23 protein-coding genes are annotated in these 24,636 nt (G+C 68.7%); 6 read left to right on the forward strand and 17 right to left on the reverse strand.

Annotation, left to right across the window (positions count from 1 at the left end):
* Positions 1-561 precede the first annotated feature (561 nt).
* From GLS40_RS11150 to cobS, 4 genes are all read right to left on the reverse strand, one after another.
* The gene (locus tag GLS40_RS11150; protein ID WP_160382798.1) at positions 562-1,356 is read right to left on the reverse strand and encodes an enoyl-CoA hydratase-related protein; all 795 of its coding nucleotides are present in this window, start codon (positions 1,354-1,356) and stop codon (positions 562-564) included.
* A gap of 28 nt (positions 1,357-1,384) precedes the next feature.
* The gene (locus GLS40_RS11155) at positions 1,385-2,152 is read right to left on the reverse strand and encodes an HpcH/HpaI aldolase family protein (protein ID WP_160382799.1); all 768 of its coding nucleotides are present in this window, start codon (positions 2,150-2,152) and stop codon (positions 1,385-1,387) included.
* Positions 2,152-3,708: an acetolactate synthase large subunit gene (locus tag GLS40_RS11160; protein ID WP_160382800.1), complete on the reverse strand. Its 1,557-nt coding sequence runs from the start codon at positions 3,706-3,708 to the stop codon at positions 2,152-2,154. Before GLS40_RS11160 ends, GLS40_RS11155 begins: the two co-directional genes overlap by 1 nt.
* A 103-nt stretch (positions 3,709-3,811) precedes the next feature.
* The gene (gene cobS / locus GLS40_RS11165) at positions 3,812-4,567 is read right to left on the reverse strand and encodes an adenosylcobinamide-GDP ribazoletransferase (RefSeq protein WP_160382801.1); all 756 of its coding nucleotides are present in this window, start codon (positions 4,565-4,567) and stop codon (positions 3,812-3,814) included.
* Positions 4,568-4,635: 68 nt separating this feature from the next.
* Here cobS and cobT point away from each other — a divergent pair, with 68 nt between their 5' ends.
* A complete protein-coding gene (gene cobT, locus GLS40_RS11170) occupies positions 4,636-5,661 on the forward strand; it encodes a nicotinate-nucleotide--dimethylbenzimidazole phosphoribosyltransferase (protein WP_160382802.1) in 1,026 nt (341 codons plus the stop codon).
* A gap of 245 nt (positions 5,662-5,906) precedes the next feature.
* On the opposite strand, the gene GLS40_RS11175 is transcribed toward cobT, so the two are convergent.
* Together GLS40_RS11175 and GLS40_RS11180 are read right to left on the reverse strand one after the other, a co-directional pair.
* A complete protein-coding gene (locus GLS40_RS11175; protein ID WP_160382803.1) occupies positions 5,907-7,775 on the reverse strand; it encodes a monovalent cation:proton antiporter-2 (CPA2) family protein in 1,869 nt (622 codons plus the stop codon).
* A gap of 189 nt (positions 7,776-7,964) precedes the next feature.
* Positions 7,965-8,420: an Lrp/AsnC family transcriptional regulator gene (locus GLS40_RS11180; RefSeq protein WP_160382804.1), complete on the reverse strand. Its 456-nt coding sequence runs from the start codon at positions 8,418-8,420 to the stop codon at positions 7,965-7,967.
* A 137-nt stretch (positions 8,421-8,557) separates the two neighbouring features.
* On the opposite strand from GLS40_RS11180, the gene hppD reads away from it, so the two are divergent.
* A complete protein-coding gene (gene hppD, locus GLS40_RS11185; protein WP_160382805.1) occupies positions 8,558-9,652 on the forward strand; it encodes a 4-hydroxyphenylpyruvate dioxygenase in 1,095 nt (364 codons plus the stop codon).
* A 21-nt stretch (positions 9,653-9,673) separates the two neighbouring features.
* Here hppD and GLS40_RS11190 read toward each other — a convergent pair whose 3' ends face one another.
* From GLS40_RS11190 to GLS40_RS11230, 9 genes are all read right to left on the reverse strand, one after another.
* Complete coding sequence (locus tag GLS40_RS11190; protein ID WP_160382806.1) at positions 9,674-10,957, reverse strand: TRAP transporter large permease; 1,284 nt, start codon at positions 10,955-10,957, stop codon at positions 9,674-9,676.
* Entirely contained in the window at positions 10,950-11,477 is a 528-nt protein-coding gene (locus GLS40_RS11195; protein ID WP_160382807.1) for a TRAP transporter small permease, read from the reverse strand. Before GLS40_RS11195 ends, GLS40_RS11190 begins: the two co-directional genes overlap by 8 nt.
* A 52-nt stretch (positions 11,478-11,529) precedes the next feature.
* Positions 11,530-12,510, reverse strand: coding sequence for a TRAP transporter substrate-binding protein (locus tag GLS40_RS11200; protein ID WP_160382808.1), 981 nt, complete (start codon positions 12,508-12,510; stop codon positions 11,530-11,532).
* Positions 12,511-13,136: 626 nt separating this feature from the next.
* On the reverse strand, positions 13,137-13,985 hold the full coding sequence (locus GLS40_RS11205; RefSeq protein ID WP_160382809.1) for a ferredoxin--NADP reductase: 849 nt from the start codon (positions 13,983-13,985) through the stop codon (positions 13,137-13,139).
* Positions 13,986-14,044: 59 nt separating this feature from the next.
* Positions 14,045-14,431, reverse strand: coding sequence for a DUF934 domain-containing protein (locus GLS40_RS11210; protein ID WP_160382810.1), 387 nt, complete (start codon positions 14,429-14,431; stop codon positions 14,045-14,047).
* Positions 14,428-15,189, reverse strand: a complete 762-nt coding sequence (locus tag GLS40_RS11215; protein ID WP_202076093.1) for a phosphoadenylyl-sulfate reductase — start codon at positions 15,187-15,189, stop codon at positions 14,428-14,430. Before GLS40_RS11215 ends, GLS40_RS11210 begins: the two co-directional genes overlap by 4 nt.
* Complete coding sequence (locus GLS40_RS11220) at positions 15,182-16,843, reverse strand: nitrite/sulfite reductase (protein ID WP_160382811.1); 1,662 nt, start codon at positions 16,841-16,843, stop codon at positions 15,182-15,184. The genes GLS40_RS11215 and GLS40_RS11220 overlap by 8 nt, the downstream gene beginning before the upstream one ends.
* A gap of 62 nt (positions 16,844-16,905) precedes the next feature.
* Positions 16,906-17,211 (reverse strand): DUF2849 domain-containing protein, encoded by a 306-nt coding sequence (locus GLS40_RS11225; RefSeq protein WP_160382812.1) that lies wholly within the window; start codon positions 17,209-17,211, stop codon positions 16,906-16,908.
* Positions 17,211-18,221, reverse strand: coding sequence for an NAD(P)-dependent oxidoreductase (locus tag GLS40_RS11230; RefSeq protein ID WP_160382813.1), 1,011 nt, complete (start codon positions 18,219-18,221; stop codon positions 17,211-17,213). The genes GLS40_RS11225 and GLS40_RS11230 overlap by 1 nt, the downstream gene beginning before the upstream one ends.
* A gap of 154 nt (positions 18,222-18,375) precedes the next feature.
* Here GLS40_RS11230 and GLS40_RS11235 point away from each other — a divergent pair, with 154 nt between their 5' ends.
* On the forward strand, positions 18,376-18,837 hold the full coding sequence (locus tag GLS40_RS11235) for an Lrp/AsnC family transcriptional regulator (protein WP_160382814.1): 462 nt from the start codon (positions 18,376-18,378) through the stop codon (positions 18,835-18,837).
* A gap of 46 nt (positions 18,838-18,883) precedes the next feature.
* Here GLS40_RS11235 and GLS40_RS11240 read toward each other — a convergent pair whose 3' ends face one another.
* Entirely contained in the window at positions 18,884-20,110 is a 1,227-nt protein-coding gene (locus GLS40_RS11240; RefSeq protein WP_160382815.1) for a glycosyltransferase family 87 protein, read from the reverse strand.
* A gap of 199 nt (positions 20,111-20,309) precedes the next feature.
* Complete coding sequence (locus GLS40_RS11245; protein ID WP_160382816.1) at positions 20,310-20,864, reverse strand: pseudouridine synthase; 555 nt, start codon at positions 20,862-20,864, stop codon at positions 20,310-20,312.
* A 293-nt stretch (positions 20,865-21,157) separates the two neighbouring features.
* Between GLS40_RS11245 and GLS40_RS11250 the strand changes: the two genes are divergently transcribed.
* From GLS40_RS11250 to GLS40_RS11260, 3 genes are all read left to right on the forward strand, one after another.
* The gene (locus tag GLS40_RS11250; RefSeq protein WP_160382817.1) at positions 21,158-21,742 is read left to right on the forward strand and encodes an ANTAR domain-containing response regulator; all 585 of its coding nucleotides are present in this window, start codon (positions 21,158-21,160) and stop codon (positions 21,740-21,742) included.
* Entirely contained in the window at positions 21,739-22,917 is a 1,179-nt protein-coding gene (locus tag GLS40_RS11255) for an ABC transporter substrate-binding protein (protein ID WP_160382818.1), read from the forward strand. The genes GLS40_RS11250 and GLS40_RS11255 overlap by 4 nt, the downstream gene beginning before the upstream one ends.
* A 273-nt stretch (positions 22,918-23,190) precedes the next feature.
* Entirely contained in the window at positions 23,191-24,558 is a 1,368-nt protein-coding gene (locus GLS40_RS11260; protein ID WP_160382819.1) for a CmpA/NrtA family ABC transporter substrate-binding protein, read from the forward strand.
* Positions 24,559-24,636: the final 78 nt, after the last annotated feature.

Genomic DNA, 24,636 nt, shown 5'->3' on the forward strand with positions numbered 1-24,636 from the left:
TGGGTCACGCTGGCTGGGTGTTGAGCTTGCCACACGCGCCGGGATTGCCACGCGCTCCGGTGAGAGAGGACGCGGCACAGGCTCCGCAGGCCGCAAGGCGGCGAGGGTAGTGCCTGGATCGGGCGCGGACGCGGCTGGCTGCAATGCGGCGAGGGTAGTGCCGGGATCGGGCACGGACGCGGCTGGCCGCGATGTGGCGAGCGTGATGCCGGGTTGGGCACAAGCCCTGCGGGTTCTATGCGGCGAGGGCGGTGCCGGGATCGGGACTAAGCGCGACAGGCCGCAATGCGGCGAGGGTAGTGCCTGGATCCGGCAGGGACGCGGCTGATTGCGATGCGGTGAGGGTGGTGCCGGGTTCCGGAACGGGCGCTTTGGCCGGCCACCGGGAGTCCGCCGGTCCGTTTGGCGGCAGGCGCGCAGTGGCCGGTGGCCCTTGACAGGCGGTGGGATCGCCAGGGCCCGGCGGTGTCATGGGACGGGTGCGGAACGCACGATCCGGCGGAACCCGGTCCGGCTGTCGCGGGCGCGCCCCGCCCGCGACGATGCAGGCAGACCGGCCGCTCAGGCGCCCTTGAACGCGGGCTGGCGCTTTTCGACAAAGGCGGCCGCGGCCTCCTTGTGGTCGGCGGTGACCGTGCTGCGGGCGTGGTTGCGGGCCTCGCTGTCCAGCAGGTCGGACAGGGTGCCGCCATGTTCGGTGACCAGAAAGTTCTGCTTCATCCGGCCAAGCGCCAGGGTCGGCCCCTCGGCCAGCCGGGTGCCCAGCACGATGGCCTGCTCCAGCGCCGCGCCGCTTTCTACCGCACGGGTCACCAGGCCCATCTGCGCGGCCTCGGCGCCCGACAGGATCGGCGAGAGCATGTAGAGTTCGCGCAGCTTGGCCGCACCGAGGATCTGGGACAGGAAATAGGACCCGCCGTAATCGCCCGACAGCCCGACCTTGGCAAAGGCGACGGTCAGCTTGGCATCTTCGGCACAGACCCGGAAATCGCAGGCCAGGGCCAGCGACAGGCCCGCGCCCGCGGCGGCGCCCTCGATAGCGGCGATGGTCGGCTTGGGCATCTCGTTCAGGATGCGCGAGACCTCCATCCGGCTGCGCAGGTCGGCGGCCTTCTGATCTTCGCTCCGCTCGGCACCCACGCCGGCATGCATGTTCTTGACGTCGCCGCCGACGCAGAAATAGCCCTCGGCCCCGGTCAGGATCACGGCGCGGACCGATGCATCCTCGGCCGCGGCCTGGCCTTCCTCCAGCATTTGGGCGGTCAGGTCGGCGTTCATCGCGTTGCGCGCCTCGGGGCGGTTCATCGTCAGGATCCGCAGCGGCCCGCGATCCTCTCTCAATACGGCTCTGGTCATTGCGTTCTCCTCCTTCGCAGGTGTTGGTTCAGTCCTGTCGGTATCGGTCCGACAGCTCCCGTGCGGCCCGGGCCATCAGGCCGGAATCCATGCCCACGGCGACAAAGGCCGCGCCCAGCTCGATGCAGCGGCGGACAAAATCGTCGCGGAAGGTCAGGATGCCGGCGGGCACGCCCAGCTTGACCAGCCGGGTGATCGCACCCTCGATGGCCGCGACCACCTCGGGGTGGAACTGGTCGCCCGGGTGGCCCAGGCTGGCCGAGAGGTCCGCCGGGCCGATGAAGACGCCATGCACCCCGTCGACGCTGGCGATGTCTTCGAGGTTGTCCAGCGCCTCGCGGGTTTCGACCTGCACGATCAGGCAAAGCTCCTCTTCGGCCCGGTGTACGTAGTCGGCGATCTGGCCATAGCCCGCCGCGCGCACCGATCCGGCCATGCCACGCTCGCCGCGCGGGGCGTAGCGCATGGCGGTCACGGCGGCCTCGGCCTCGGCCCGGGTCTGCACATAGGGCAGCAGCAGGGTCTGCGCCCCGAGGTCGAGAAAGCGCTTGATCAGCACGCTGTCGTTCCAGGCCGCGCGCACCACGGGCGCGGTGTCAAAGGCGGCCATGGTCTGCAGCTGCGGCAGGATGGTCAGCGGATCGCCCGGCGCATGTTCGGTGTCCAGCACCAGCCAGTCAAACCCGCAGTGCGACAGGATCTCTATCGGCACGGTGCCGGGCAGCGAGGTCCAGAGCCCGATCTGGCATCTCCCCGAGGCCAGCCCGGCCTTGAAGCGGTTGACAGGCAGCTCCATCAGACGATCGCCTCGATCAGGAACGGCCCCTTGCGGGACATGGCGGTTTTCAGCAGGTCGTTGAACTGCTCGGCGGTTTCGGCGCGCGCGGCCTCGACCCCCATGCCCTTGGCGAGCGAGACCCAGTCGATGAACGGGTCGTCGAGGTTCAGCATGCGCTGTGCGTTCAGCCCCGGTTCGCCGGCGCCGACATTCTTCAGCTCGCCCTGCAGGATGGCATATCGGCGGTTGGAGAAGATCACCGTGCAGACGTCGGATTTCTCGCGCGCGATGGTCCAGAGCGCCTGGTTGGTGTACATGCCCGAGCCGTCGGCCTGCAGGTTCAGCACCTTGCGGTCGGGGCAGGCGATCGCGGCACCGGCGGACAGCGGGATGCCCCCGCCGATGGCCCCGCCGGTGACCTGCAGGTGGTCATGCGGCGCGGCACCGTGGGTGAAGCCGAAGAATTCGCGCCCCGAGGTGACGCTCTCGTCGCAGATGATCGCGTGTTCGGGCAGGTAATTGGCCACGGCCGAGGCGATGGCGGCGGTGGTCAGCGCGCCGGAGTGCAGGCCGGGGATCTCGGCTGTCGCGATGCCGGGCGCGGCGCCGGGTTTGACGCCAAGCGCCTCGGCCAGCTGGTCGATGGCGCCGGGCAGGTCGTCGGTGTTCTCGGCCAGGGTGATGACCTCGCAGCCCTCGGGCAGGGGGGTCGTGGGGCGGCCGGGATAGGCGAAGAAGGTGACCGGGCTTTTCGCGCCGATCAGGATCAGGTGGGTGGTGCCTTCCAGGAACTTCATCGCCACGTCGATGACATAGGGCACCCGTTCCACCGGCACCCGGCCCGCGCCGCGTTCGACCCGGCCGTTGGACTGCTGGGCGATGATGCGCGCGCCGGTTGCCTCGGCAATGGCGGCGGCGCGTTTGAGCGGGCCGTCGCGCAGGGCGGTCCCGGCGAGCATCAGCACAGGCTTCGCGCCGGATTTCACCGCCTTGGCCGCCGCGTCCACCCGCTTGGGGTCGGCGGGCGGCGGGGTGCGCAGGCTGGCCTTGCTGATCGGGCTGTCGTCGGGGACATCGGTCCAGGCGGCGTCGGCGGGCAGGATCAGCGTGGTCACGCCGCCGGGGGCGGCACGGGCGGCGCTGATCGCCTCGGCGGTGGCGCGGCTGACGTCATCGGCCCCGGCGATCCGGCGCACGAAGCGCGACATCGGCTTGGCGAGGCTTTCGATATCCGTGGTCAGCGGCGCGTCGTTGGGCAGGTGATAGGCCGCATGATCGCCCACCACGTTGACCATCGGGGTAAAGGCGCGCCGGGCGTTGTGCATGTTGGCCAGGCCATTGGCCAGGCCCGGGCCGGTGTGCAGCAGCGTGGCGGCGGGCTTGCCGGACATCCGGGCATAGCCATCGGCGGCGCCGGTCACTACGCCCTCGAACAGGCCCAGCACGCAGCGCATGTTCTGCTTGCGGTCGAGCGCCGCGACGAAATGCATCTCGGACGTGCCGGGATTGGCGAAGCAGACATCCACCTCGTTTTCCAGCAGCGTATCGCAGAGCAGGTCGGCCCCGTTGGTCATTGCAGTCACTCCTCCGTTCGGCTTGCCCGCCATTAGTGCCCGCGGTTTCCGGCATGGTCCAGCCCTGTTGCCGCTGGCCGTGAGAATGGCAGAAGGGGAGCGTTCAGGCCGCCAGCACCAGCAGAATCGCGATCTCGGCGACCTGCTGCGTGGCGCCCAGAACATCGCCTGTCTGACCGGCGATCTTGCGTCGGGCGAGGGCGGCAAGGGCAAGCGTGGCCAGGGCCGCGACCAGCAGGCCTGCCAGCGCCTGCAGCGGTGGCAGGCAGGCCAGCGCGATGGCGGCGCCGATCAGCGCGGCGGCCAGGGCGCGGGCCGGGCTGGCACGCCCGACGCTGTGGGACAACCCTGTGTCGCGGGCATGGGGCAGGGCCGCCATCACCGCGGGCATGGCGGCGCGCGACAGGGCGGCGGCGGCGATCAGCGGGCCCCATGTGCCCTGCGCCAGCACCAGCGCCAGCGCCTGCCAGCGCAGGCCAAGCGAGAGGACCAGCGCGATGGTGCCATAGGCGCCCATGCGGCTGTCCTTCATGATCTCGAGCCGCCGCTCGCGGGTCCAGCCGCCCCAGAACCCGTCGGCCACATCGGCCAGGCCGTCCTCGTGCATCGCGCCCGTCATCACCACCAGCGCAACCAGAACAAGGCCCGCCGCCAGCACCGGCGGCAGGCCAAGCGTCATCGCGGCCCAGGCCAGCAGCGCCGCCAGAGCGCCCAGCACCACGCCCGCCAGCGGATAGGCCCATACGGCCCCCGCCCCCACCGGGCCGGAGGCGGGCACGGGCAGGCGGCTGAGCAGCACCAGCGCGGCGGCCAGGTCGGACAGGGGGGTGAAGGGCTTCGGTGTCTCGGGCTTCGTCATTTCGCCTTGCTCTCGGAGGTGCCTCGGTTAGACACGGGGTTCCGGCCAGGATCAATCGGAGTTTCCCCATGTCCCAGAGCGTGCCCCAGAGCTTTGCCACCCTTGACGATTTCCGCGCCGCGCTGGCCGCGCTGTCCGGTCCCTCGGACGCGGCCCGCGCGGGGGCCGCAGAGCGCAACGGCCAGCTGACCAAGCCGCCGGGTGCGCTTGGCCGGCTGGAGGATCTGGCCATCTGGTACGCCGCCTGGCGCGGCGATCCGCGCCCCGCGATCACCATGCCCCAGGTCATTGTCTTTGCGGGCAATCACGGGGTGACGGCGCAGGGCGTTTCGGCCTTTCCCGCCGCGGTGACGGAACAGATGGTGCTGAATTTCCGGGCCGGGGGCGCGGCGATCAACCAGCTGAGCAAGGCCGCCGGGGCGCGGATGGATGTGCATGCCCTGTCGCTGGACCGCCCGACCGCCGATTTCACCGAAAGCCCCGCGATGAGCGAGGCCGAACTGGCCGAGGCGCTGTCGGTCGGATGGGATGCGGTCGACCCGCAGGCCGACCTGCTGGTGACCGGCGAGATGGGCATCGGCAACACGACCGCGGCGGCCGCCGTTGCAAATGCGCTGTACGGCGGGGCGGCCGAGGACTGGGTCGGGCGCGGCACCGGGGTCGATGACCACGGGCTGGCGCTGAAGGCGCGGGTGGTGTCGGCCGGGGTCGCGCTGCATGGCGGCAAGGGCGACGGGATCGAGGTGCTGCGCCGCCTCGGCGGGCGCGAGCTGGCGGCGATGGCCGGGGCCATGGCCCGCGCGCGCAGCCTGCGCATCCCGGTGATCCTGGACGGGTTCATCTGCTGCGCCGCCGCCGCCTGCCTGGAGGCCGCAAGCGCCGGGGCGCTGGATCACGCGGTCGCGGGCCATGTGAGCGCCGAGTCCGCCCACGGCGCGCTGCTGGAGCGTCTCGGCAAGGCGCCGCTGCTGTCGCTGGGCATGCGGTTGGGCGAAGGCTCGGGCGCGGCGCTGGCGATCCCGGTGCTGAAGGGCGCGGTGGCCTGCCTGTCCGGCATGGCGACCTTTGCCGAGGCCGGGGTGTCGGACGGCTGAACGGCGCTCGCCGCCGGCAGGGCCGGCGGCATCGCCCCGCCCACCGTCCCGTCCGGTGCCTGCGCCCGGCGGTGCGGGCGCATTGGCGAGGGGTGGATGGCGCGGCGGTCAGGCCTTGTCCCAGCGGATCGCGGTCCGCGTGTGGCCGAGGGGTGGCTCTGGCGGCGCGGGCCCCGGGGCAGGCCCGGGGCGTGTCGTTACAGGGTGCTATGGCTTGCGTCGGCAGCGCCAGGGCGGCGCGGCGGTCAGGCCACGTCCTTGCGGATCGTTGCGAGGGCGTTGGACAGGGCGCTTTCCAGGTCCTTCTCCAGCTCCTTGGCGCGCGCGATGTATTCCTCGTTCTTCGAGGCGGGGATCTCGGGATCCCAGAGCTCGGCCAGCTCGCGCACCGTGTGGCGGTCGTGCTGGTAGAAGGTGTGCTGCGCCTCTTTCGCCTCGTATTCCGTCAGGCCCATGCGTTCCAGCACGTAGCGCCCGGCGCGCAGCGAACTGTCGAACATCTCGCGCACGATGTCATCGGCCCCGGCCTGGTAAAGGCCGTAGACATGGGTCCGGTCATGGGCGCGGGCGACGATGTGCAGGTCGGGCCGCTCGGCCCTGGCATAGTGCACCAGCCGCAGGACCGCGTCGGGGTCGTCCATCGCGGCCACCAGCACGCGGGCCTTGCCCAGCCCCGCGGCGCGCAGGATGTCGGGGCGGGTGGGATCGCCGAAATAGCCCTTCATCCCGAAGCGGCGCATCACCTCGACCGTGGCGACGTCGTGATCCAGCACCACTGTCTTGAACCCGCTCGACACCACCAGCCGGTTCACCACCTGGCCGAACCGGCCGATGCCGGCGATGATCACCGGGCCGCCCTCGTCGATCTCGTCGGGTTCCTGCGCGATGCCGGCATCGGCGATGCGCCGCGACAGCAGGTCGTAGAGGATGAAGAACAGCGGCGTCAGCAGCATGGTCACGGCGATGGCCAGCAGCACCTGTTCGGCCAGCCCGGCCGGCAGAACGTTGGTCTGGCGCGAGAACGAGACCAGCACGAAGCCGAATTCCCCCGCCTGCGCCAGCGACAGGGTAAAGAGCCACAGGTTGCGCCCGCGCAGCTTGAACATCCGGCCCAGCGGGTAGAGCACCGCGCCCTTCAGCACCATCAGCCCAAGCGCCATGCCCAGGATCAGCAGGGGTTCGGCCAGCAGCACGGTGAAGTTGATGCCGGCGCCCACGGTGATGAAGAAGAGGCCCAGAAGCAGGCCCTTGAACGGCTCGATATCCGATTCCAGCTCGTGCCGGAATTCGCTGTTGGCCAGAACCACCCCGGCGAGGAAGGTGCCGAGCGCGGGCGAGAGGCCGACCATGATCATCAGGAAGGCGATGCCGACGACGATCAGCAGCGACAGGGCGGTGTACATCTCGGGCAGGCGCGCGATGTGGATGAAGTTGAACACCGGCCGCGTCAGGTAGGTGCCGGCCAGGATCACCAGCCCGACCGCGCCGAGGGTCACCAGCGTGACACCCCAGCCGGGCAGCCCCTCGACCAGCGACATCGAGGCATGGGCGGCGTCCTCGGCGTGGCCCAGCGATCCGTCGGCGGCGATCTGGGGCATGGCGCCGATGGCCAGCAGCGGCAGCAGGGCCAGCATCGGGATCACCGCGATATCCTGCGTCAGCAGGACCGAGAAGGCCGAGCGCCCGCCCTGGGTCGTCATCAGGCGCTTTTCGTTCAGGGTCTGCAGCACGATGGCGGTCGAGGACAGCGCAAAGATCATGCCCACGGCCAGCGAGATCGACCAGGACTGGCCGATGGCGATCCCCACCACGGTGACCGCCAGGGTGGTGCCGACAACCTGCAGCCCGCCCAGGCCGATCAGCTTGTGCCGCATGTCCCAGAGCGCCCTGGGTTCCAGTTCCAGCCCGATGATGAACAGCATCATCACCACGCCGAATTCGGCGAAATGCTGCAGGTCCTCGGTTTCGCTTCCGACCAGCCCCAGGACCGGGCCGATCACGATGCCGGCGAGCAGGTAGCCCAGCACCGACCCCAGCCCCAAACGGGATGCGATCGGCACCGCGATCACCGCCGCAAGCAGGTAGATCGTGGCCTGGTAGAGGAATCCGTCCATTCGAGTGTCCCGTCGGGTGCTGGGCCGGTCAGGGGGCGGCGGGCCCCGCGGCTGGGTGAGGTCGGCGGCCCCCGCTGGCCGGGGGCCGGTCTGGCTGGGGCGGGCAGGGCCCCGGGGCGTCTGTGCGGGCCCTGGCGGGCCTGCGAAGTCTGGGCGGGCCTCGCGGCGAGGCCCCTGGGAACGGCCCGCCTACATCGGCAGCGGCGCGTCCTGTTTGAACTGGTCCATCACGATCTGGCTTTGCACCCGGGTCACCGCGCGGTGCGGCAGAAGGACCTCGTGGATCAGCCGGTTCAGTGCGGCCAGGTCGGCGCAGTACACCCGCAGAAGATAATCCGCTTCGCCGGTCAAGGTCCACGCGCTGGTGATCTCGGGCCGGGTCGAGACGAGCCGCGCGAATTCGCGGCTCTGCTCCGGTCCGTGCGTGCCCAGCTGGACCTGAACGAAGGCCTGGATCGCCAGACCCAGCCGCGTCGGATCGAGACGGGCGTTATAGCCGGTGATGATGCCGTCGCCTTCGAGCTTCTGCCGCCTGCGCCCGGCCTGGCTGGGCGAGAGGTGGAGCAGCTCTCCCAGCTCCTGCGCGGTGAGATGCGCGTTCTTTTGCAGTGCCGCCAGCAGGCGGATATCCATTTCGTCCAGCATATGCGGGATCCTCGCGTGGTGCCAGCCTTTCGGTGCGGGAAACCCGCAGGAATGGGTCGTTTCTGCCTTGTGAATGCGCAAAACTCCAGTGGCTTGTGCGGTAGACTGGCACAAACGCGCTGAACAGGAGATGACTCATGGGTCCATTCCCGCACGATGCCCCGAAATCGACCATCACCGCCGAGAACCCCGCCGGCACGGATGGCTTCGAATTTGTCGAATTCGCCCATCCCGAACCCGAGGAGCTGCGCCAGCTTTTCGCGCGCATGGGGTACGAGCTGACGGGCCGTCACAAGACCCGGGATATCGAGCTCTGGCAGCAGGGCGACATCACCTATCTGCTGAACGCCGAGCCCGACAGCCATGCCGCCCGCTTCATCGCGGAACACGGCCCCTGTGCCCCGTCGATGGGCTGGCGCGTGGTCGATGCGCAGCATGCCTATGACCATGCGGTGAAGAATGGGGCCGAGCCCTACGACGGCCCCGGCAAGGCGATGGACGTGCCCGCCATCGTCGGCATCGGCGGTTCGCTGATCTATTTCATCGAGGAGTATTACGAGACCTCGCCCTACAACCGCGAATTCGACTGGCTGCGCCAGTCCAAGCCCGAGGGCGTGGGGTTCTATTACCTCGATCACCTGACGCACAATGTGCACAAGGGGAACATGGACACCTGGTTCCGCTTCTACGGCGACCTGTTCAACTTTCGCGAAATCCGCTTCTTCGACATCGCGGGCAAGTTCACCGGGCTGTTCAGCCGGGCGCTGACCTCGCCCTGCGGGCGCATCCGCATCCCGATCAACGAGGATCGGGGAGAGACCGGCCAGATCGTGGCCTATCTGAAGAAATACAACGGCGAGGGGATCCAGCACATCGCCGTCGGCGCGCGCAACATCTATGACGCCACCGACGCGATTGCCGAGAAGGGCGTGCAGTTCATGCCCGGGCCGCCGGACACCTATTACGACCTGTCCTTCGACCGGGTGAGCGGGCATAGCGAACCCGTGGACCGGATGAAACGCCACGGCATCCTGATCGACGGCGAGGGCGTGCTGGACGGGGGCGAGACCAAGATCCTGCTGCAGATCTTCTCGAAAACCGTGATCGGACCGATCTTCTTCGAGTTCATCCAGCGCAAGGGCGACGACGGCTTTGGCGAGGGCAACTTCAAGGCGCTGTTCGAGTCGATCGAGGCCGAGCAGATCGCCAACGGAGAGCTCGCCGCCGAGTGAGTCACCCGCCCCGGCCGGGCCTCAGAAGCCGCTCAGCCGGGGCAGCCAGGTCGACAGGGCCGGCACGAAGGTGATCACCATCAGCGACAGGAAGAGCGCCACGAAGAAGGGCGGCATCTCGCGGATCAGCGTCGAGGGTTTGATCCGCATGGTCGAGGAGACGACGAAGATCAGGCTGCCCACCGGCGGCGTGGTCAGGCCCAGCGTCAGGTTCACGATCACCACGATGGCGAAGTGATCCGGCGCGATCCCCAGGGCCGAGGCGATCGGCGCCAGGATCGGCACCAGGATCATCACCCCTGGCAGCGGGTCCATGAACAGCCCGAAGATCAGCAGCAGCAGGTTCACCGCCAGCAGGAAGACGATGGGCGACAGGTCCCAGGCGATGATCGTCTGGGCCAGGAACTGCGGGATACCCTCGATGATCAGGATCCAGGCAAAGGCCCGCGCCGCACCCAGGATCAGCAGCACCGCCCCCGCCGTCAGCGCCGCGCGCAGCACGATGGCGGGCAGGTCGCGCAGGCGCAGCGAGCGATAGACCGCCATGCCCACGACCAGCGCGTAGAAGACGGCGATGACCGAGGCCTCGGTCGGGGTGAAGATGCCGAAGCGGATGCCGCCGACAATCAGCACGATCAGCAGCAGGGCCGGGATGGCATAGATGAAAATCCGCAGGATATCGCGCAGCGGCGGCATCGGCGCGCCGCTGGCATAGCCGCGCCGGTGGCTCACCCGGGCGTTGGCCAGCAGCACCATCGCGGTGATCAGCAGGCCCGGCAGCACCCCCGCCATGAAGAGCGAGCCGACCGAGACCGCCTGATCCTGCATCGCGTAGATGATCATGGTGATCGACGGCGGGATGATCGGCCCCACGACGGAACTGGCGATGGTCAGCGCCCCGGCATAGGCGCGGTCATAACCGCCGCGTTCCATCATCCGGATCATCATCGTGCCGGGGCCCGCCGCATCGGCCAGCGCGCTGCCCGAGATGCCGGCGAACATGGCGGAACTGACCACATTGGCATGGCCCAGCCCGCCCTTGAGGTGACCGACCAGCGATTGCGCCAGCCGCAGCAGCGCCATCGTGACCGCGCCGCCGGTCATGATCTCGGCCGCGAGGATGAAGAAGGGCACCGCCAGCAGGGGAAAGCTGTCGAGCCCGGCGAACATCTCCTTCACCACCACGAGGTGCGGATAGGACGAGCCGAAGCTGAGCGCGATGAAGACCGAGATCGCCATGGCAAAGGCGACGGGCAGGCCAAGCGCCAGCAGGACGAAGAGGGCGGGAAAGAGGATCTCAGCCATTGGCCCCGCCCGGCAGGGTCGCCGTGCCCCCCTCTGCGTCGTCCAGCCGCTTGTAGCTGCCCGCAGTGATGAAGGGCCGCGCGATCAGCAGCAGGTGCAGGATCAGCAGCGAGAAGCCGACCGGCATGGCGGCATAGACATAAAGGAACGGCAGGCGCAGGGCCGGGGTCACCTGGTACTGCATGCGCTGCGCATATTGATAGCCGACCTGCACCATGAAGCCGAAAAAGACCAGCAGCCCCAGCACGATGGCGGCGCGCATGATCTTTTGCCCGGTTGCGGGCAGGGCGTCCTGCAGGTTGGTGATGGCGACATGGCCGCCGGTGCGCAGGACCAGCCCGGCGCCGCCGAAGGTCATCCAGATCATCAGGTAGCGCGCGGCCTCGTCCGCCCAGGGCAGGGAATGCGAGGTGGTGTAGCGCAGCGTGATATTGGTGCCGACGATGAGGGCCATCGCCGAAAGCATCGCGATCAGCGCCCAGCCGTTCAGCGTGACGAAAGCGGTTTCCAGCCTTTTCAAGACACGGCCCCGGGACAGGCGCCGGCGCCACGGGGGCGCCGGCGGCGGTGGTTCACTGGAACGACACGATCGACTCGACCAGGTCCTGGCCGTAGGTCTTGTAATAGCCCTCGTAGGCCGACTTGATCGAGGCCTGGAACTCGGCCTTTTCCTCGGGCGAGAGGGCGTTGACCTCCATCCCGCGCGCCTTCAGCGTCTCGACGCCGGTGGTCTCGACATTGTCGACGAAGCCGCGTATGGCGACCACGGCCTCGGCCGCGGCGGTGTCGAAGGCGGCCTTCTGTGCGTCGCTCAGCCCGTCCCAGAAGGGTTTCGAAACCAGCAGGATGGCGGGCGAATAGACATGGCCCGACAGGGTCAGGTACTTCTGCACCTCGTTCAGCTTGACCGAGACGATCACCGACAGCGGGTTTTCCTGCCCGTCGATCACGCCCTGCTGGAGCGAGGAGATCACCTCGGGCCAGGCCATTGGGGTCGGGGCCGCGCCCATGGCGTTGAAGGCCGCCAGGTGCACCGGGTTTTCCATCGTCCGGATCTTCAGCCCCGCGACATCGGCGGGGGTGTGGATCGGGTTGCGGTTGTTGGTGATGTGGCGGAAGCCCTGTTCGCCCCAAGCCAGGCCATGCAGGCCGACATTGTCGAACTTGGCCAGGATCTCCTGCCCGATGGGCCCGTCCAGCACCGCGCGGGCATGGGTCAGGTCACGGAACAGGAAGGGGATGTCGAAGACCCCGGTATCGGGGACGAAGTTCGCCAGGGTGCCGGAGGAGACGATGGTCGCCTCGATCGTGCCCAGTTGCAGGCCCTCGATCACCTCGCGCTCGCCGCCCAGGCCGGACGAGGGGAAGTGGGTGAAGGTGAAGTCGTCGCCGGTTTCGGCGGTCACGACTTCCTCGAATTTCTTGGCCGCGACGCCGTAATGGCTGTCAGGCGCCAGCGCATAGCCGATCTTGACCTCGGTCTGTGCGACGGCGGGGGTGCCAAGCGCCACGATGGCCCCGACAAATGTCAGGGCACGAATTGGGTATGTCATTGCGATCCTCCCGTAATGCAAGGATTAGCTACACAGGCGCGAAATGGGTTACAACCCCGGCCGCGCAGACCCCGGAGGTTGCGGCACGCGGCGTGGCCGGGGCTGGTGTCGCCGCCGCGCCCCGGTTGCAGAGGGGCGATATCGGCGGGGACTGCGCGGGTTGGAGGGTGGCAAAGCCACCGCGGCCGGGCCGGACAGGGCGATGCCGGAGGCACCGGTGCCGTGATGCGGCGGGACCCGGGGCGCGCCCATGCCACTGTGCCCCGTCGCGCCGCGGGCGCTGGCGCGACGGGGGGCCGTCCTGACGTGGCGCGGATGTGTGGCTGGGGCAGCGGCCGACCCGTGCCACCGGAGGGCGCCGGGAGGTGTCGGGGCCGCGATGATCCGCGCGCGGGCGCGCGGTGTCGCCGGGGGGAGGGGGCCGGTCTATCCGTTATTTGCAGTGCCCCTGCCGCGCAACGTGGCGGCCAGGTGAGGCATCGCCCCCGTTACCCGGGGACAGTGCAAAGTGCGGAGGTGGGAGGGGGCGCTGCCCCCGTCCGCGCTGTGCGCGGACTCCCCCGGGATATTTCGGGCCAGAGGAAGCGGGCGGGGCGGGGAGCCGGGGCGGGGCCGGCGCCCTGCGTTCAGCCGACGAAGGCCTTTTCGACCACGTATTCCAGCGGCTCGGAATTGGCGCCTTCGCGCAGGCCGTGGCTTTCGAGGATTTCCTTGATCTCGACGTTCAGGCCCATCGAGCCGCAGACCATCGCGCGGTCGTGCTCGGGCCCGAAATCGTCGATGCCGAGGTCGCGGAACAGCTCTCCGGAGCGGAGCAGGTCGGTGACCCGGCCCATCTTGGGGCTCTGCTCGCGGGTGGTCGTGGGGTAGTAGACAAGCTTGTCCAGCCCGTCGCCCAGCAACTCCCGCATCATCTCGTCGCTGCGCAGGCTGTCGACCAGCTGGCGGCCGTATTCCAGATCCTTCACCTCGCGGCAGGTGTGGGTCAGGATGATCCGGTCGTAAAGCTCGTAGGTCTCGGGGTCGCGGATCAGCGAGGCAAAGGGCGCGATCCCGGTGCCGGTGGCGAAGAACCAGCAGCGTTTGCCCGGCAGCAGGGCGTCATGCACCAGCGTGCCCACGGGCTTGGGCCGCAGGATCACCTGATCGCCCGGCTGGATATGCTGCAGCCTGGAGGTCAGCGGCCCGTCCTGCACCTTGATCGAGTAGAATTCCAGCTCTTCGTCCCAGGAGGGCGAAGCGATGGAATAGGCGCGCAGCAGCGGTTTCTGCTTGCCCGTCTTGGGGTCCGGATCGCCCATCAGGCCGATCATCACGAATTCGCCCGAGCGGAAGCGCAGCGAGGCCGGCCGGGTCACGCGGAAAGAAAACAGCGTGTCGGTCCAGTGCTTTACCGCCGTGACGGTCTGGGCGTCGGGCAGGGTCGGGACTTTCGGTGCGTCGGCTTTGGTGTCGGTCACGGCAAGCTCGGTCATGGTTTCTTTCCGGGGCGTACCCTCTAGCATAATCGTTTGTGTGCAAACTATCCAGTGGTTCAGCCGGCGCGCAGGCGCGACTGATAGTCATGCGCCCGCCAGTCGGCGCGGAACTGCCACTGGTCTTCGGGCTGGCGGGCGGCCATCTCGTCGGTGATCTCGACCTCGTCGAAGCCCGAGCGCCGCGCCATCGCGTACTGGTCCGCGATCACATGGCCCGCGGCGCGCAGGCGGCCGGTATAGCCCATCAGCCGCAGGCGGCGCGCGATGGTGAAGCCGCGCCCGTCCGCGAAGGAGGGGAAGGCCACGCGGATCATGCGCGGCATCGGGTCCAGCGCCACCTCGGCCGGGTCGGCGTCCGGGGCGAGGTCGAAGACATCGGCGGCGTCGAAATCCTCGGGCCAGGTATCGGCGGCAAAGCCGCTGTCGGTCACGATGACGGTCATGCGTTCACTCCCTTGCGGACGGCCTTGCCATTGACGAAATGGATGCCGCATTCGGTCTTGTCCTGCCCGCGCCAGCGCCCGGCGCGGGGATCCTCGCCCGGGGCCACCGGAGAGGTGCAGGGCGCGCAGCCGATGGAGGGATAGCCCCTGGCCACCAGCGGATGCCGGGGCAGGCGGTTCTCGTCCATATAGGCGCGGATGTCCTCGGGGGCCCAGTGGGCCAGCGGGTTCACCTTGATGCGCGTGGGGCCGTCGGCCTCGAAGAATTCCAGCGCCGCGCGGGTCGAGCCCTGGAAGCGCTTGCGCCCGGTGATCCAGCCGTCATAGCCCGACAGCGCCTGTTGCAGCGGCCGCGCCTTGCGCAGGTCGCAGCAGGCGTCGGTGTCGAACTGGTGCAGCGTGTCGTCCGGGTCTTCATGGGCCAGGCTCTGCGCGCTGGCCCGGATCAGATGGACGCTTTCCAGCCCCAGCCGTTCCGACAGTTCCTGCTGATAGACCAGCGTTTCCGGAAACAGCATCTGCGTGTCGATGAACAGCACCGGCGTCTTGCGGTCGATGATCGAGATCAGATGCAGCAGCACCACCGATTCCGCCCCGAAGGACGAGACCAGCGCCAGGCTGCCCGCCTGCGGATCCTGCAACGCCCCGGTCAGGACCGAGGTGGCCCCGTGATGCCGGTAGCGGTCGTTCAGCTCGGCGATCCGGGCGGCCTGTTCGGCCCCCGTCTCGCCGCTGAAGTCCATGGCTGCTTCAGGCATCGACCGTTTCCTTGGGATAGAGCGCTTCCTTGAAGGGCTCTGCCCCAAGACGGCGGTAGGTTTCGAGGAAGGTCTCCTGCGACCCCTCCCGCAGCTTCAGATAGGCGCGCACGATGCGCTCCACGGCGTCCGTCACCTCGTCATAGGCAAAGCCCGGCCCGGCGCGCTGGCCGATCTCGGCGGTTTCCGTGCCGTCCCCGCCCAGGGTGATCTGGTAGTTCTCGACCCCCGCGCGATCCAGGCCCAGGATGCCGATATGGCCGACGTGGTGATGCCCGCAGGCATTGATGCAGCCCGAGATCTTGAGCTTGAGCGGGCCGATGTCATGTTCCAGCTTCAGCTGTTCGAAGCGCTGCGCGATCTCTTGCGCGACCGGGATCGACCGGGCGGTGGCAAGGGCACAGTAATCCATGCCGGGGCAGGCGATGATGTCCGAGATCAGCCCGATATTCGCCGTCGCCAGATCCGCCGCCTTGAGCGCCGCGTGCAGCGCGGGCAGGTCCGAGCGGTGGACATGGGGCAGGATCACGTTCTGCTCGTGGCTGATGCGCAGCTCGTCATGGGCGTAGCGTTCGGCGAGGTCGGCCATCACGCGCATCTGATCGCCGGTGGCGTCGCCGGGCGTCTCGCCGTGTTTCTTGAGCGAGATCGAGACGATGGCATAGCCTTCGGAGCGGTGCGGATGCAGGTTCGTGTCGCACCAGGCGCGGAACACCGGATCCGCGCGATAGGCCGCGTCATAGGCATCCGTCGGCGCGTTGCGGAAGGCGGGCGGGGCGAACTGCTTTTCGATCTCGGCCAGCATCTGCTGGTCGACCCCGGAAAACAGCGGCTTGAGTTCGGCAAACCGGGCCTCGACCCGCTCGCGGATGGTGTCGATGCCGTTCTCGTGCACGGTGATCTTGATCCGCGCCTTGTACTTGTTGTCGCGCCGGCCCAGCAGGTTGTAGGTGCTGACGATCGCTTCCATGTAGGGCAGCAGATCCTCGCGCGGCAGGAAATCGCGGATCACCTTGCCGATCATCGGCGTCCGGCCCAGGCCGCCGCCGACAAGCACCTCATAGCCCGCCTTGCCGTCCTTTTCGATCATCCGCACGCCGATGTCATGGGCGCGGGTCACCGCGCGGTCGTTCGGGCTGCCGGTGACGGCGAATTTGAACTTGCGCGGCAGGAACTGGAATTCCGGGTGATCGGTCGACCACTGGCGCAGCAGCTCGGCCACGGGGCGGGGGTCGGCGATCTCGTCCGCGGCGGCCCCGGCGAAATGGTCGGCGGTGACGTTGCGGATGGTGTTTCCGCTCGTCTGGATCGCATGCATCCCCACCTCGGCCAGCGCGTCCAGCATGTCGGGCACGTCGCGCAGCTTGGGCCAGTTGTACTGGATGTTCTGCCGGGTGGTGAAATGGCCATAGCCCCGGTCCCAGCGGTCGGCGATCATCGCCAGCTGGCGCATCTGGCGCGCGTTCAGCGTGCCATAGGGGATCGCGACGCGCAGCATGTAGGCGTGCAGCTGCAGGTAAAGCCCGTTCATCAGGCGCAGCGGCTTGAATTCGTCCTCGGTCAGCGAGCCGTCGATGCGACGTTCCACCTGCGCGCGGAACTGCGCGTTGCGGGTGGCCAGAAAGTCGCGGTCGAATTCGTTGTACTGATACATCTCGGTCTCCGTGGCGAGGGTCCGGCCCCCGTTGCTGCGTGCTGCGTGCTGCGGTGGCGGGATCAGGCGCGGGCCTGTTCCTGCTTGCCGTGGAAGTAGTTGGACGGGCCGGTGCGCCGGAAATCCTCGCGGAAATGGGTCGGCTCGGGGCCATGCGCGCCCGGCTTCATGTCGGCCAGATAGGCGCCGACGACGATGTTGCCCTGCTTCTCGGCCTCGATCAGGCGCAGCGCGGCATGGGCCTCGTCGCTCAGCAGCTCGGCCTCGGCCAGGTGCCGGGTCCAGCGGTCGTCCGCGGTCAGATAGACCACGTCGCCTTCCAGCAGGTCATTGGCGGTGACAACTTTGGGGGTAAAGGCGCGGGGCATCAGGCGGTCTCCTTGAGGGCGGCGGCGGCGGGGCGGGCGGGGTCGGCCACGCCGGGAATGACGGTCACATCCATCCCGGCCGCGCGGCAGCCCTGTTCCAGCCGGTCGGGCAGGGGGCGGGCCGAGAGATAGAGCACATGCGCCCCGCCCCCGGTCTGCGCGTTCAGCAGGCGCGGCATCGGCGGCACGTCGGTCGGGCGCTCCAGCGCGACGAACCGCGCCTCGCGCCGCGCCAGTTCCAGCACGGCGGGGGCGATGTCGGCGTCGTGCACCACCACGTCGGCGGCATCCAGCGCCTTGCGGGTCTTGAGCGTCAGCAGGTCGGGATCGTCCGATCCGGTCCAGGCCAGGGTGATCCGCCCCTCGGAGGGCGTTTGCGCCAGGTGACGGTCCAGCAGGCCGGTCAGGGCCAGGCCCAGCCCGACCTCGCCCTCGGCGCGATAGGCCTCGGGGCCGGCGCGGTCGAAATACTCGGCCCAGAAGGCCCGGCGCGGACCGCCGAAGGGCAGCGCCTCGGCCGCCTTGCGAAAGCCCTGCGCGGCCCGGGTCAGCACGCCCAGCGACGCGGGCAGGCGTTCCTCGATCTCGGCCTTGATCGACCGGGCCAGCACGGGGGCCGCGCCCTCGGTTCCGATGGCGACGCAGACCGGGCTGCGGTCGACGATGGCGGGCGTGATGAAGCCGCTGTCGTGCAGGTTGTCGACGATGTTGATCGGCACGCCGACCGCGCGGGCCAGAGCGGCGGTGCGGGCATCGCGGGCCGCGTCCTCGTCCGCCGCATAGGCCAGCGTGGCGCCGGGCAGATCGCCGCCCCGCAGCGCGCGGCGGTAGAGGTGAACCAGCCCCTCGCCCTGCCAGGTCTCGATCTCCGGCGCGGGCGCCTCGGCATATACTTCGATACGCGCAGGGGTTTTCAGCAGCAGCCGCAGTTTCGCAAGCGCAGCATCCCCGCCACCGGAGAGGACAACCCGGGCGTGTTCCATATTCATGAAGACCGGAAAATGCCTCATGGACCTATCCTTTTGAGCGTGGCGTACTGTTTGACTCACCCCATAATCTAAGAAACATTCCCTGTTATGTGCCAGTAACCCCCGGAAATAAGGACGAGATCCCTAGGCGGCGGTACATCGTGGTAAGTGTTCCATAACAACAGAGGCAGTCAAAATGTCCGTCCGGTTAGATGACATCGACCAGAAAATCCTTTCGCAGCTGCAAGAGGACGCCAGCCAGTCGCTGGACGAAATCGCCAAGAAAGTTGGGTCTTCGAAGACTCCGGTCTGGAATCGGATCCGCAAGCTCAAGGACGCCGGGATCATCGGTCAGCAGACCGTCATCCTGGATGCCGAGGCGCTCGGATTCGAGGCCTGCTTCTTCGTTCTGATCCGCACATCCGAACATGACGCGGCCTGGCAGGGGCAGTTCCTGACCGCGCTGAAAAAGCGCCCCGAGGTGCAGGAGGCGCACCGCCTCGCCGGGGAAATCGACTATATCCTCAAGGTCCGCGTGCGCAATGCCCGCGCCTATGACGCCTTTTACCAGGCGCTGATCTCCGAGGTGAAGGTCCACAACGTCACCGCCCTGCTCTCGATGGAAGAGATCAAGGCGACGACGGCGCTGCCGATCTGACCTGTCGCACCGCGGGACGGCCCTGGGCAGATCCGGCGACGGAGGCTCAGGCCGTCTGAGGGTGCAGGGCGGGGACCTGCTCGCCGCGCTCGGCCCGGCGCAGGATGCGCCAGGTGATCGCGCAGACGGCGATGACGCCGATCGCCCCGAGCGAGGGGACATCGTCGGCCACCGGGCCAAAGGCCAGCACCTTGCCCAGCCCGTATCCGCAGGCCAGCCACGAGGCGGCGAAAAGCAGACCGCGCTCGGCCGCGCTGCCCAGCCGGGCCAGATCGGGCGCGGCCAGGGCCAGGGCGACGGACAGGATGCACAGGTCGTAGTCGTAGTTGTAGGGGCTGACCGCCACGCAGGACAGCACCGCCAGCGCCAGCACACGGTGCGGCGCCCATTTCGCCAGGCTGGCATGGACCACCACGGCCAGCGCCAGCAGGGCCAGCGTCAGGTGGATGCCCATGGCCAGCCCCGGGGCCATGTCGAAGGCCCGGATCAGCGCATAGACCGAGGTCATGCGGAACAGCGGGTAGAAGCCGAGCCGCAGGAATTCGCCGGACTCCCGCGCCGAGGCGAGGAAAGCCGCCCAGATGTCCGGGCCAAAGGCCAGCGTCGCCGCGCCGATCAGCGCCACGGTCACCGCGGCCGCCACCGCAATGGCGCGCCAGTCGAGCCGCAGCAGCGCGACCAGCACCAGCCCCACGCCCAGGTGCGGCTTGTAGGCCATCAGGCCCAGTGGCACCCCGCGCCAGGCCGATCCGCGCAGGCAGAGCAGGCAGAAAAGCCCGACCAGCGTGGTGGAATAGAGCCCGTTCTGCCCGTAGCGCAGGGTCACGATCAGCGAGGGCAGGACCATCATCAGCACCGGGGCGAACTGCGGCCCGGCGAGCCGGCGGATCACCCAGAGCCACAGGCCCAGGCCCAGGCTGGCAAAGACCAGATAGGCCAGCCACAGCGGCATCAGCGCCAGCCCGGCCGAGACCAGGTTGAAGATCGGCGGATAGGTCCAGGGCATGAAGATCTCGGTCCCGGCGCGCTCCCACTGGATCGGCATCAGCGCGCGCGCGTCATAGGCCACGGCCAGGTCGCCGCGCCAGAACAGCTCTCCCACCAGGTGGAAGATGTGGAAATCCACATAGCCCGGCTGGCGGCCCAGCAGTTCGGGCGCGCCGATCTCGACCGCGGTAAAGACGATCATGGCGATCATCAGCACGAGGATCAGGCGCAGGCTGCGCGCGGTCACGGGGATGAGGGGGCTGTCCCCGCTCCGGGTGTCGGTCATGTCTGCTCTCATCTTGCTGTCCGTCCTGCGGCGGGTCCTGTCCCGGCTGGGCGCCCCTTGGTCATGTCAGGTCATATCGCCGCTTCGGGGCAAGGATGCGACGGGCAGGGGGCAAGTTTTCGCCCGCGGGTGAGTCGCCGCGGCCACGCTCCGGGCCTCTCTCCGCCGGGGCAGGCCCGGGCGATGGGGGCGGATGCCCTCAGCCCCCGGTGTCGCGCCACTCGCCCGGTGCCAGCCCGTCCAGGCTCCAGGGCCCGATGGCGGCCCGGATCAGGCGCAGGGTCGGGTGGCCGACATGGGCCGTCATCCGCCGCACCTGCCGGTTGCGGCCCTCGCGGAGTTCCAGCGCGATCCAGCAATCGGGGATCGACGGGCGGACCCGGATCGGCGGATCGCGCGGCCAGAGGTCGCCCGGCGCCGCGATCCGCGTCACCCGGGCCGGCCGCGTCATCCCGTCCTTCAGCGCCACCCCGCGCCGCAGGGCCTCCAGCGCGGCGTCGTCGGGCAGCCCCTCGACCTGCGCCCAGTAGGTCTTGGCCATCTTGTGCTTCGGGTCGGCGATCCGCGCCTGCAGCCTTCCGTCCGAGGTCAGCACCATCAGCCCCTCGCTGTCGCGATCCAGCCGCCCCGCCGGATAGACACCGGGCAGGTCGATGAAGTCCGACAGCGTCCGCCGCCCGCTGCCCGCCGTCCCGCGGTCGGTGAACTGCGACAGCACGTCGAAGGGCTTGTTGAACAGAATGGTGCGCGCCATCCCCCAGCCTTACCGCAGCCCGGGGCGGCGGAAAAGCACCCCCCATCGCCCGCACCCGCCCGACATCGCCAGCCGGGACCCGACACCGCCGCTCCCGTGCCAAACCCGTCCCGGTCCGCGCCACCCCCCTGCTTCCTCTGGCCGGAAATATCCTCGGGGGGTGAATTGCGCCGCAGGCGCAAGAGGGGGGCAGACAGACCCCCTTGCCCCGGCCAGGGCGCCCGCGGCGCCCGGCCCCCCTGTCGCACCGCTTTCCCGTTGCGCGCCACCCCGGTTTCATGTTGCATCGCAGCATGAGCACGCGCCTCTCAATTGTCGTTGTCGAAATGGACCGGGAGCGGGCGCTCCTGATCGTGGACAGCCTGCGCGAGGCGGGCGATTACGACATCCATGTCATCGGCGAGGTCACCGGCCTGGCCCGCCGCATCACGGAACGCAACCCGGATGTGGTGCTGATCGACGTGGCCAATCCCTCGCGCGACATGCTGGAGGAACTCGCCCTCGCCTCCGGCCCGCTGGAACGCCCGGTGGCGATGTTCACCGACCAGTCGGGCGCCGGGCTGACCAAGGCGGCGATCGAGGCGGGGGTGTCGGCCTATGTGGTCGACGGCATGCGCGCGGACCGCCTGAAACCGGTGCTCGACGCCGCGATGGCGCGGTTTCACATGTTCCGCCAGATGCGCACCGAACTGGCCGCCACCAAGCGCGCGCTTGAGGAGCGCAAGGTGATCGACCGGGCCAAGGGCCTGCTGATGAAGGCGCGCGGCCTGGACGAGGACGCGGCCTATGCGCTGCTGCGCAAGGCGGCGATGGACCAGAACCGCAAGGTGGCCGAGGTGGCCGAGGCGCTGGTGACCGCGGCGGGGCTGCTGTCTTGAGCGGCGCGACCCTGGCCGTGGGCTTCGTGCCGCTGGTGGATGCCGCGCCGCTGATCGTGGCGCAGGAAATGGGCTTTGCCTCGGAAGAGGGGATCGAGCTCGACCTGCAGCGCGCCGCCTCGTGGAGCCAGGTGCGCGACATGCTGGTCCTCGGTCGGGTCGAGGCGGCGCATATGCTCTCGCCCGTGCCGGTGGCGATGGCCCTGGGTCTGGGCGGCATGGCGACGCCGCTTTCGGCGGTCTCGGTCCTGTCGGTGAACGGCGATGTGATCGGTGTCAGTGGCGCGGTGGCCGAACGGATGCGCGCGGCGGGCTACCGGTTCGATTTCGCCGATGCGACCGCCGCGGGCCGGGCGCTGATCGCCGCGGCGCGCGGGCGGCTGCGCCTCGGCGTGCCCTTTCCCTTCTCGATGCATTCCGAGCTGATCTACTACTGGCTGTCGGCCCTGGGCCTGCCCGCCCCGCAAGAGGTCGACATCCGCACCGTGCCGCCCCCGCTGATGGCCAGGGCCATCGCGGCGGACGAGATCGACGCCTTCTGCGTGGGCGAGCCCTGGGGCTCCATCGCGGTCGAGACCGGGGTGGGGGAACTGCTGCTGCCCGGCAATGCGATCTGGGCCTTCGCCCCGGAAAAGGTTCTGGCCGTGCGCACCGACTGGGCCGAGGACGCGCCGGTTCTGCTGGGCCAGCTGATGCGCGCCGTCTGGCGGGCCGGGCGCTGGCTGGGCCAGCCCGACAGCCATACCGTGGCCAGCGAGATCCTCGCCCGGTCGGAATATCTGGACATGCCGGCCGAGGTGATCGACCGCGCGATGACCGGCCGGCTGACGATTTCGGCCAGCGGCGGAGAGCGCCATGTGCCCGGCTTCGTCGAATTCCACCGGGGCGCCGCGAATTTCCCCTGGCGCAGCCAGGCGGCCTGGATCGCGCGCCAGCTGGCCGCGCGCACCGGGCTGGACCGGGACGAGGCCGCGCGCCTGGCGCGGCAGGTCTTCCGCACCGATCTCTACCGCCGGATGCTCAGGGACACCGGCGCCGAACTGCCCGGCGCCTCGGAAAAGCTGGAAGGCGCGGTCGAGACCGATATCGCCGTCGCCTCGGTCTCGGGGCGGCTGTTCCTGCGGCGCGACCGGTTTTTCGATGGCCGGATTTTTGATCCTTCGGCCCCGGATTGACGCTTTTCTAGGCAAGCATTCGAACGCTGCGCATGTATTTGCGGGGCCCGCGCCGCGCGCCGCGCCATCACGCTTGCGTGACGGGCCGGGGCCGCGCTAGGGATTCGGCACGGATCGGCAATGGCGTCGGTCCAACGACATTCTTCCCAATGACTGGGTTAGCTGAGCAAAGCCGCTCGACCCTTCGCGACATCAGGTTCGCGGAGCGTGTCGTCGGCTTTTTTGTTTTGCCCGGTCCCTTTCGCGGCCCGGGTGCAGGAAAGGAACAACGGAATGAAACACGTCGCCTTCGCCCTTCTGGCCTCGACCGCGCTGACCGGCCCGGCCGTGGCCGAGATGCTGGATCTGGAAAAGGACCAGCTGACCTTCGGCTTCATCAAGCTGACCGACATGGCGCCGCTGGCTGTCGCCTATGAGCAGGGCTTTTTCGATGACGAGGGCCTCTTCGTCACCCTCGAAGCCCAGGCCAACTGGAAGGTCCTGCTGGACGGCGTGATCTCGGGCACGCTGGACGGCGCGCATATGCTGGCCGGCCAGCCGCTGGCCGCGACCATCGGCTATGGCACCGAGGCGCATATCGTCACGCCCTTCTCGATGGACCTGAACGGCAATGGCATCACCCTGTCCAACGAGGTCTGGGAGATGATGAAACCCGGCCTGCCGACCGATGCGGATGGCAAGGTCGCGCATCCGATCTCGGCCAGCCATCTGAAGCCGGTGATCGAGACATTCAACAGCGAGGGCAAGCCCTTCAACATGGGCATGGTCTTCCCGGTCTCGACCCACAATTACGAGCTGCGTTACTGGCTGGCGGCCGGCGGGATCAACCCCGGCTACTACTCGCCCGAGAATGTGACCGGCCAGATCGGCGCCGAGGTCTTCCTGTCGGTCACCCCGCCGCCGCAGATGCCCGCCACGCTCGAAGCCGGCACGATCAACGGCTATTGCGTGGGCGAGCCCTGGAACCAGCAGGCGGTGTTCAAGGGGATCGGCGTGCCGGTCATCACCGATTACGAGCTGTGGAAGAACAACCCCGAGAAGGTCTTTGGCATGACCGCCGCCTTCACCGAGGAAAACCCCAACACCACGCTGGCGGTGACCAAGGCGCTGATCCGCGCCGCCATCTGGCTGGACGAGAACGACAACGCCAACCGCGAAGAGGCCGTCGAGATCCTGTCGCGCCCCGAATATGTGGGGGCGGATGCCGAGGTGATCGCGAATTCGATGACCGGCACCTTTGAATACGAAAAGGGCGACACGCGCGAGGTGCCCGATTTCAACGTCTTCTTCCGCTACAACGCGACCTATCCGTTCTATTCGGACGCCGTCTGGTATCTGACCCAGATGCGCCGCTGGGGCCAGATCCCCGAGGCCAGGCCCGACAGCTGGTTCGATGAGGTCGCCAAATCGGTCTACAAGCCCGGGATCTACCTGAAGGCCGCGCAGATGCTGGTCGACGAAGGCCTGGCCGATGCGGCCGATTTCCCCTGGGACAGCGATGGCTACAAGGCGCCGACCCCGGCCGCGGACATCATCGACGGTATCCCCTTCGACGCCCGGACACCGAACGCCTACCTCGACAGCCTGCCGATCGGCCTGAAGGGCACGCAGAAGGTCGTGGGCAACGAGGTCCAGGGCTGAGCCCCCTGATGGCGGACGGACGTGCGTTCCTGCGCAACGACACCCCGCCCGCCATCCCCGGGCACCTAGCGGGCGGCG

The sequence above is a fragment of the Pseudooceanicola pacificus genome, from assembly GCF_009789075.1.
Taxonomy (GTDB): Bacteria; Pseudomonadota; Alphaproteobacteria; order Rhodobacterales; family Rhodobacteraceae; genus Pseudooceanicola; species Pseudooceanicola pacificus.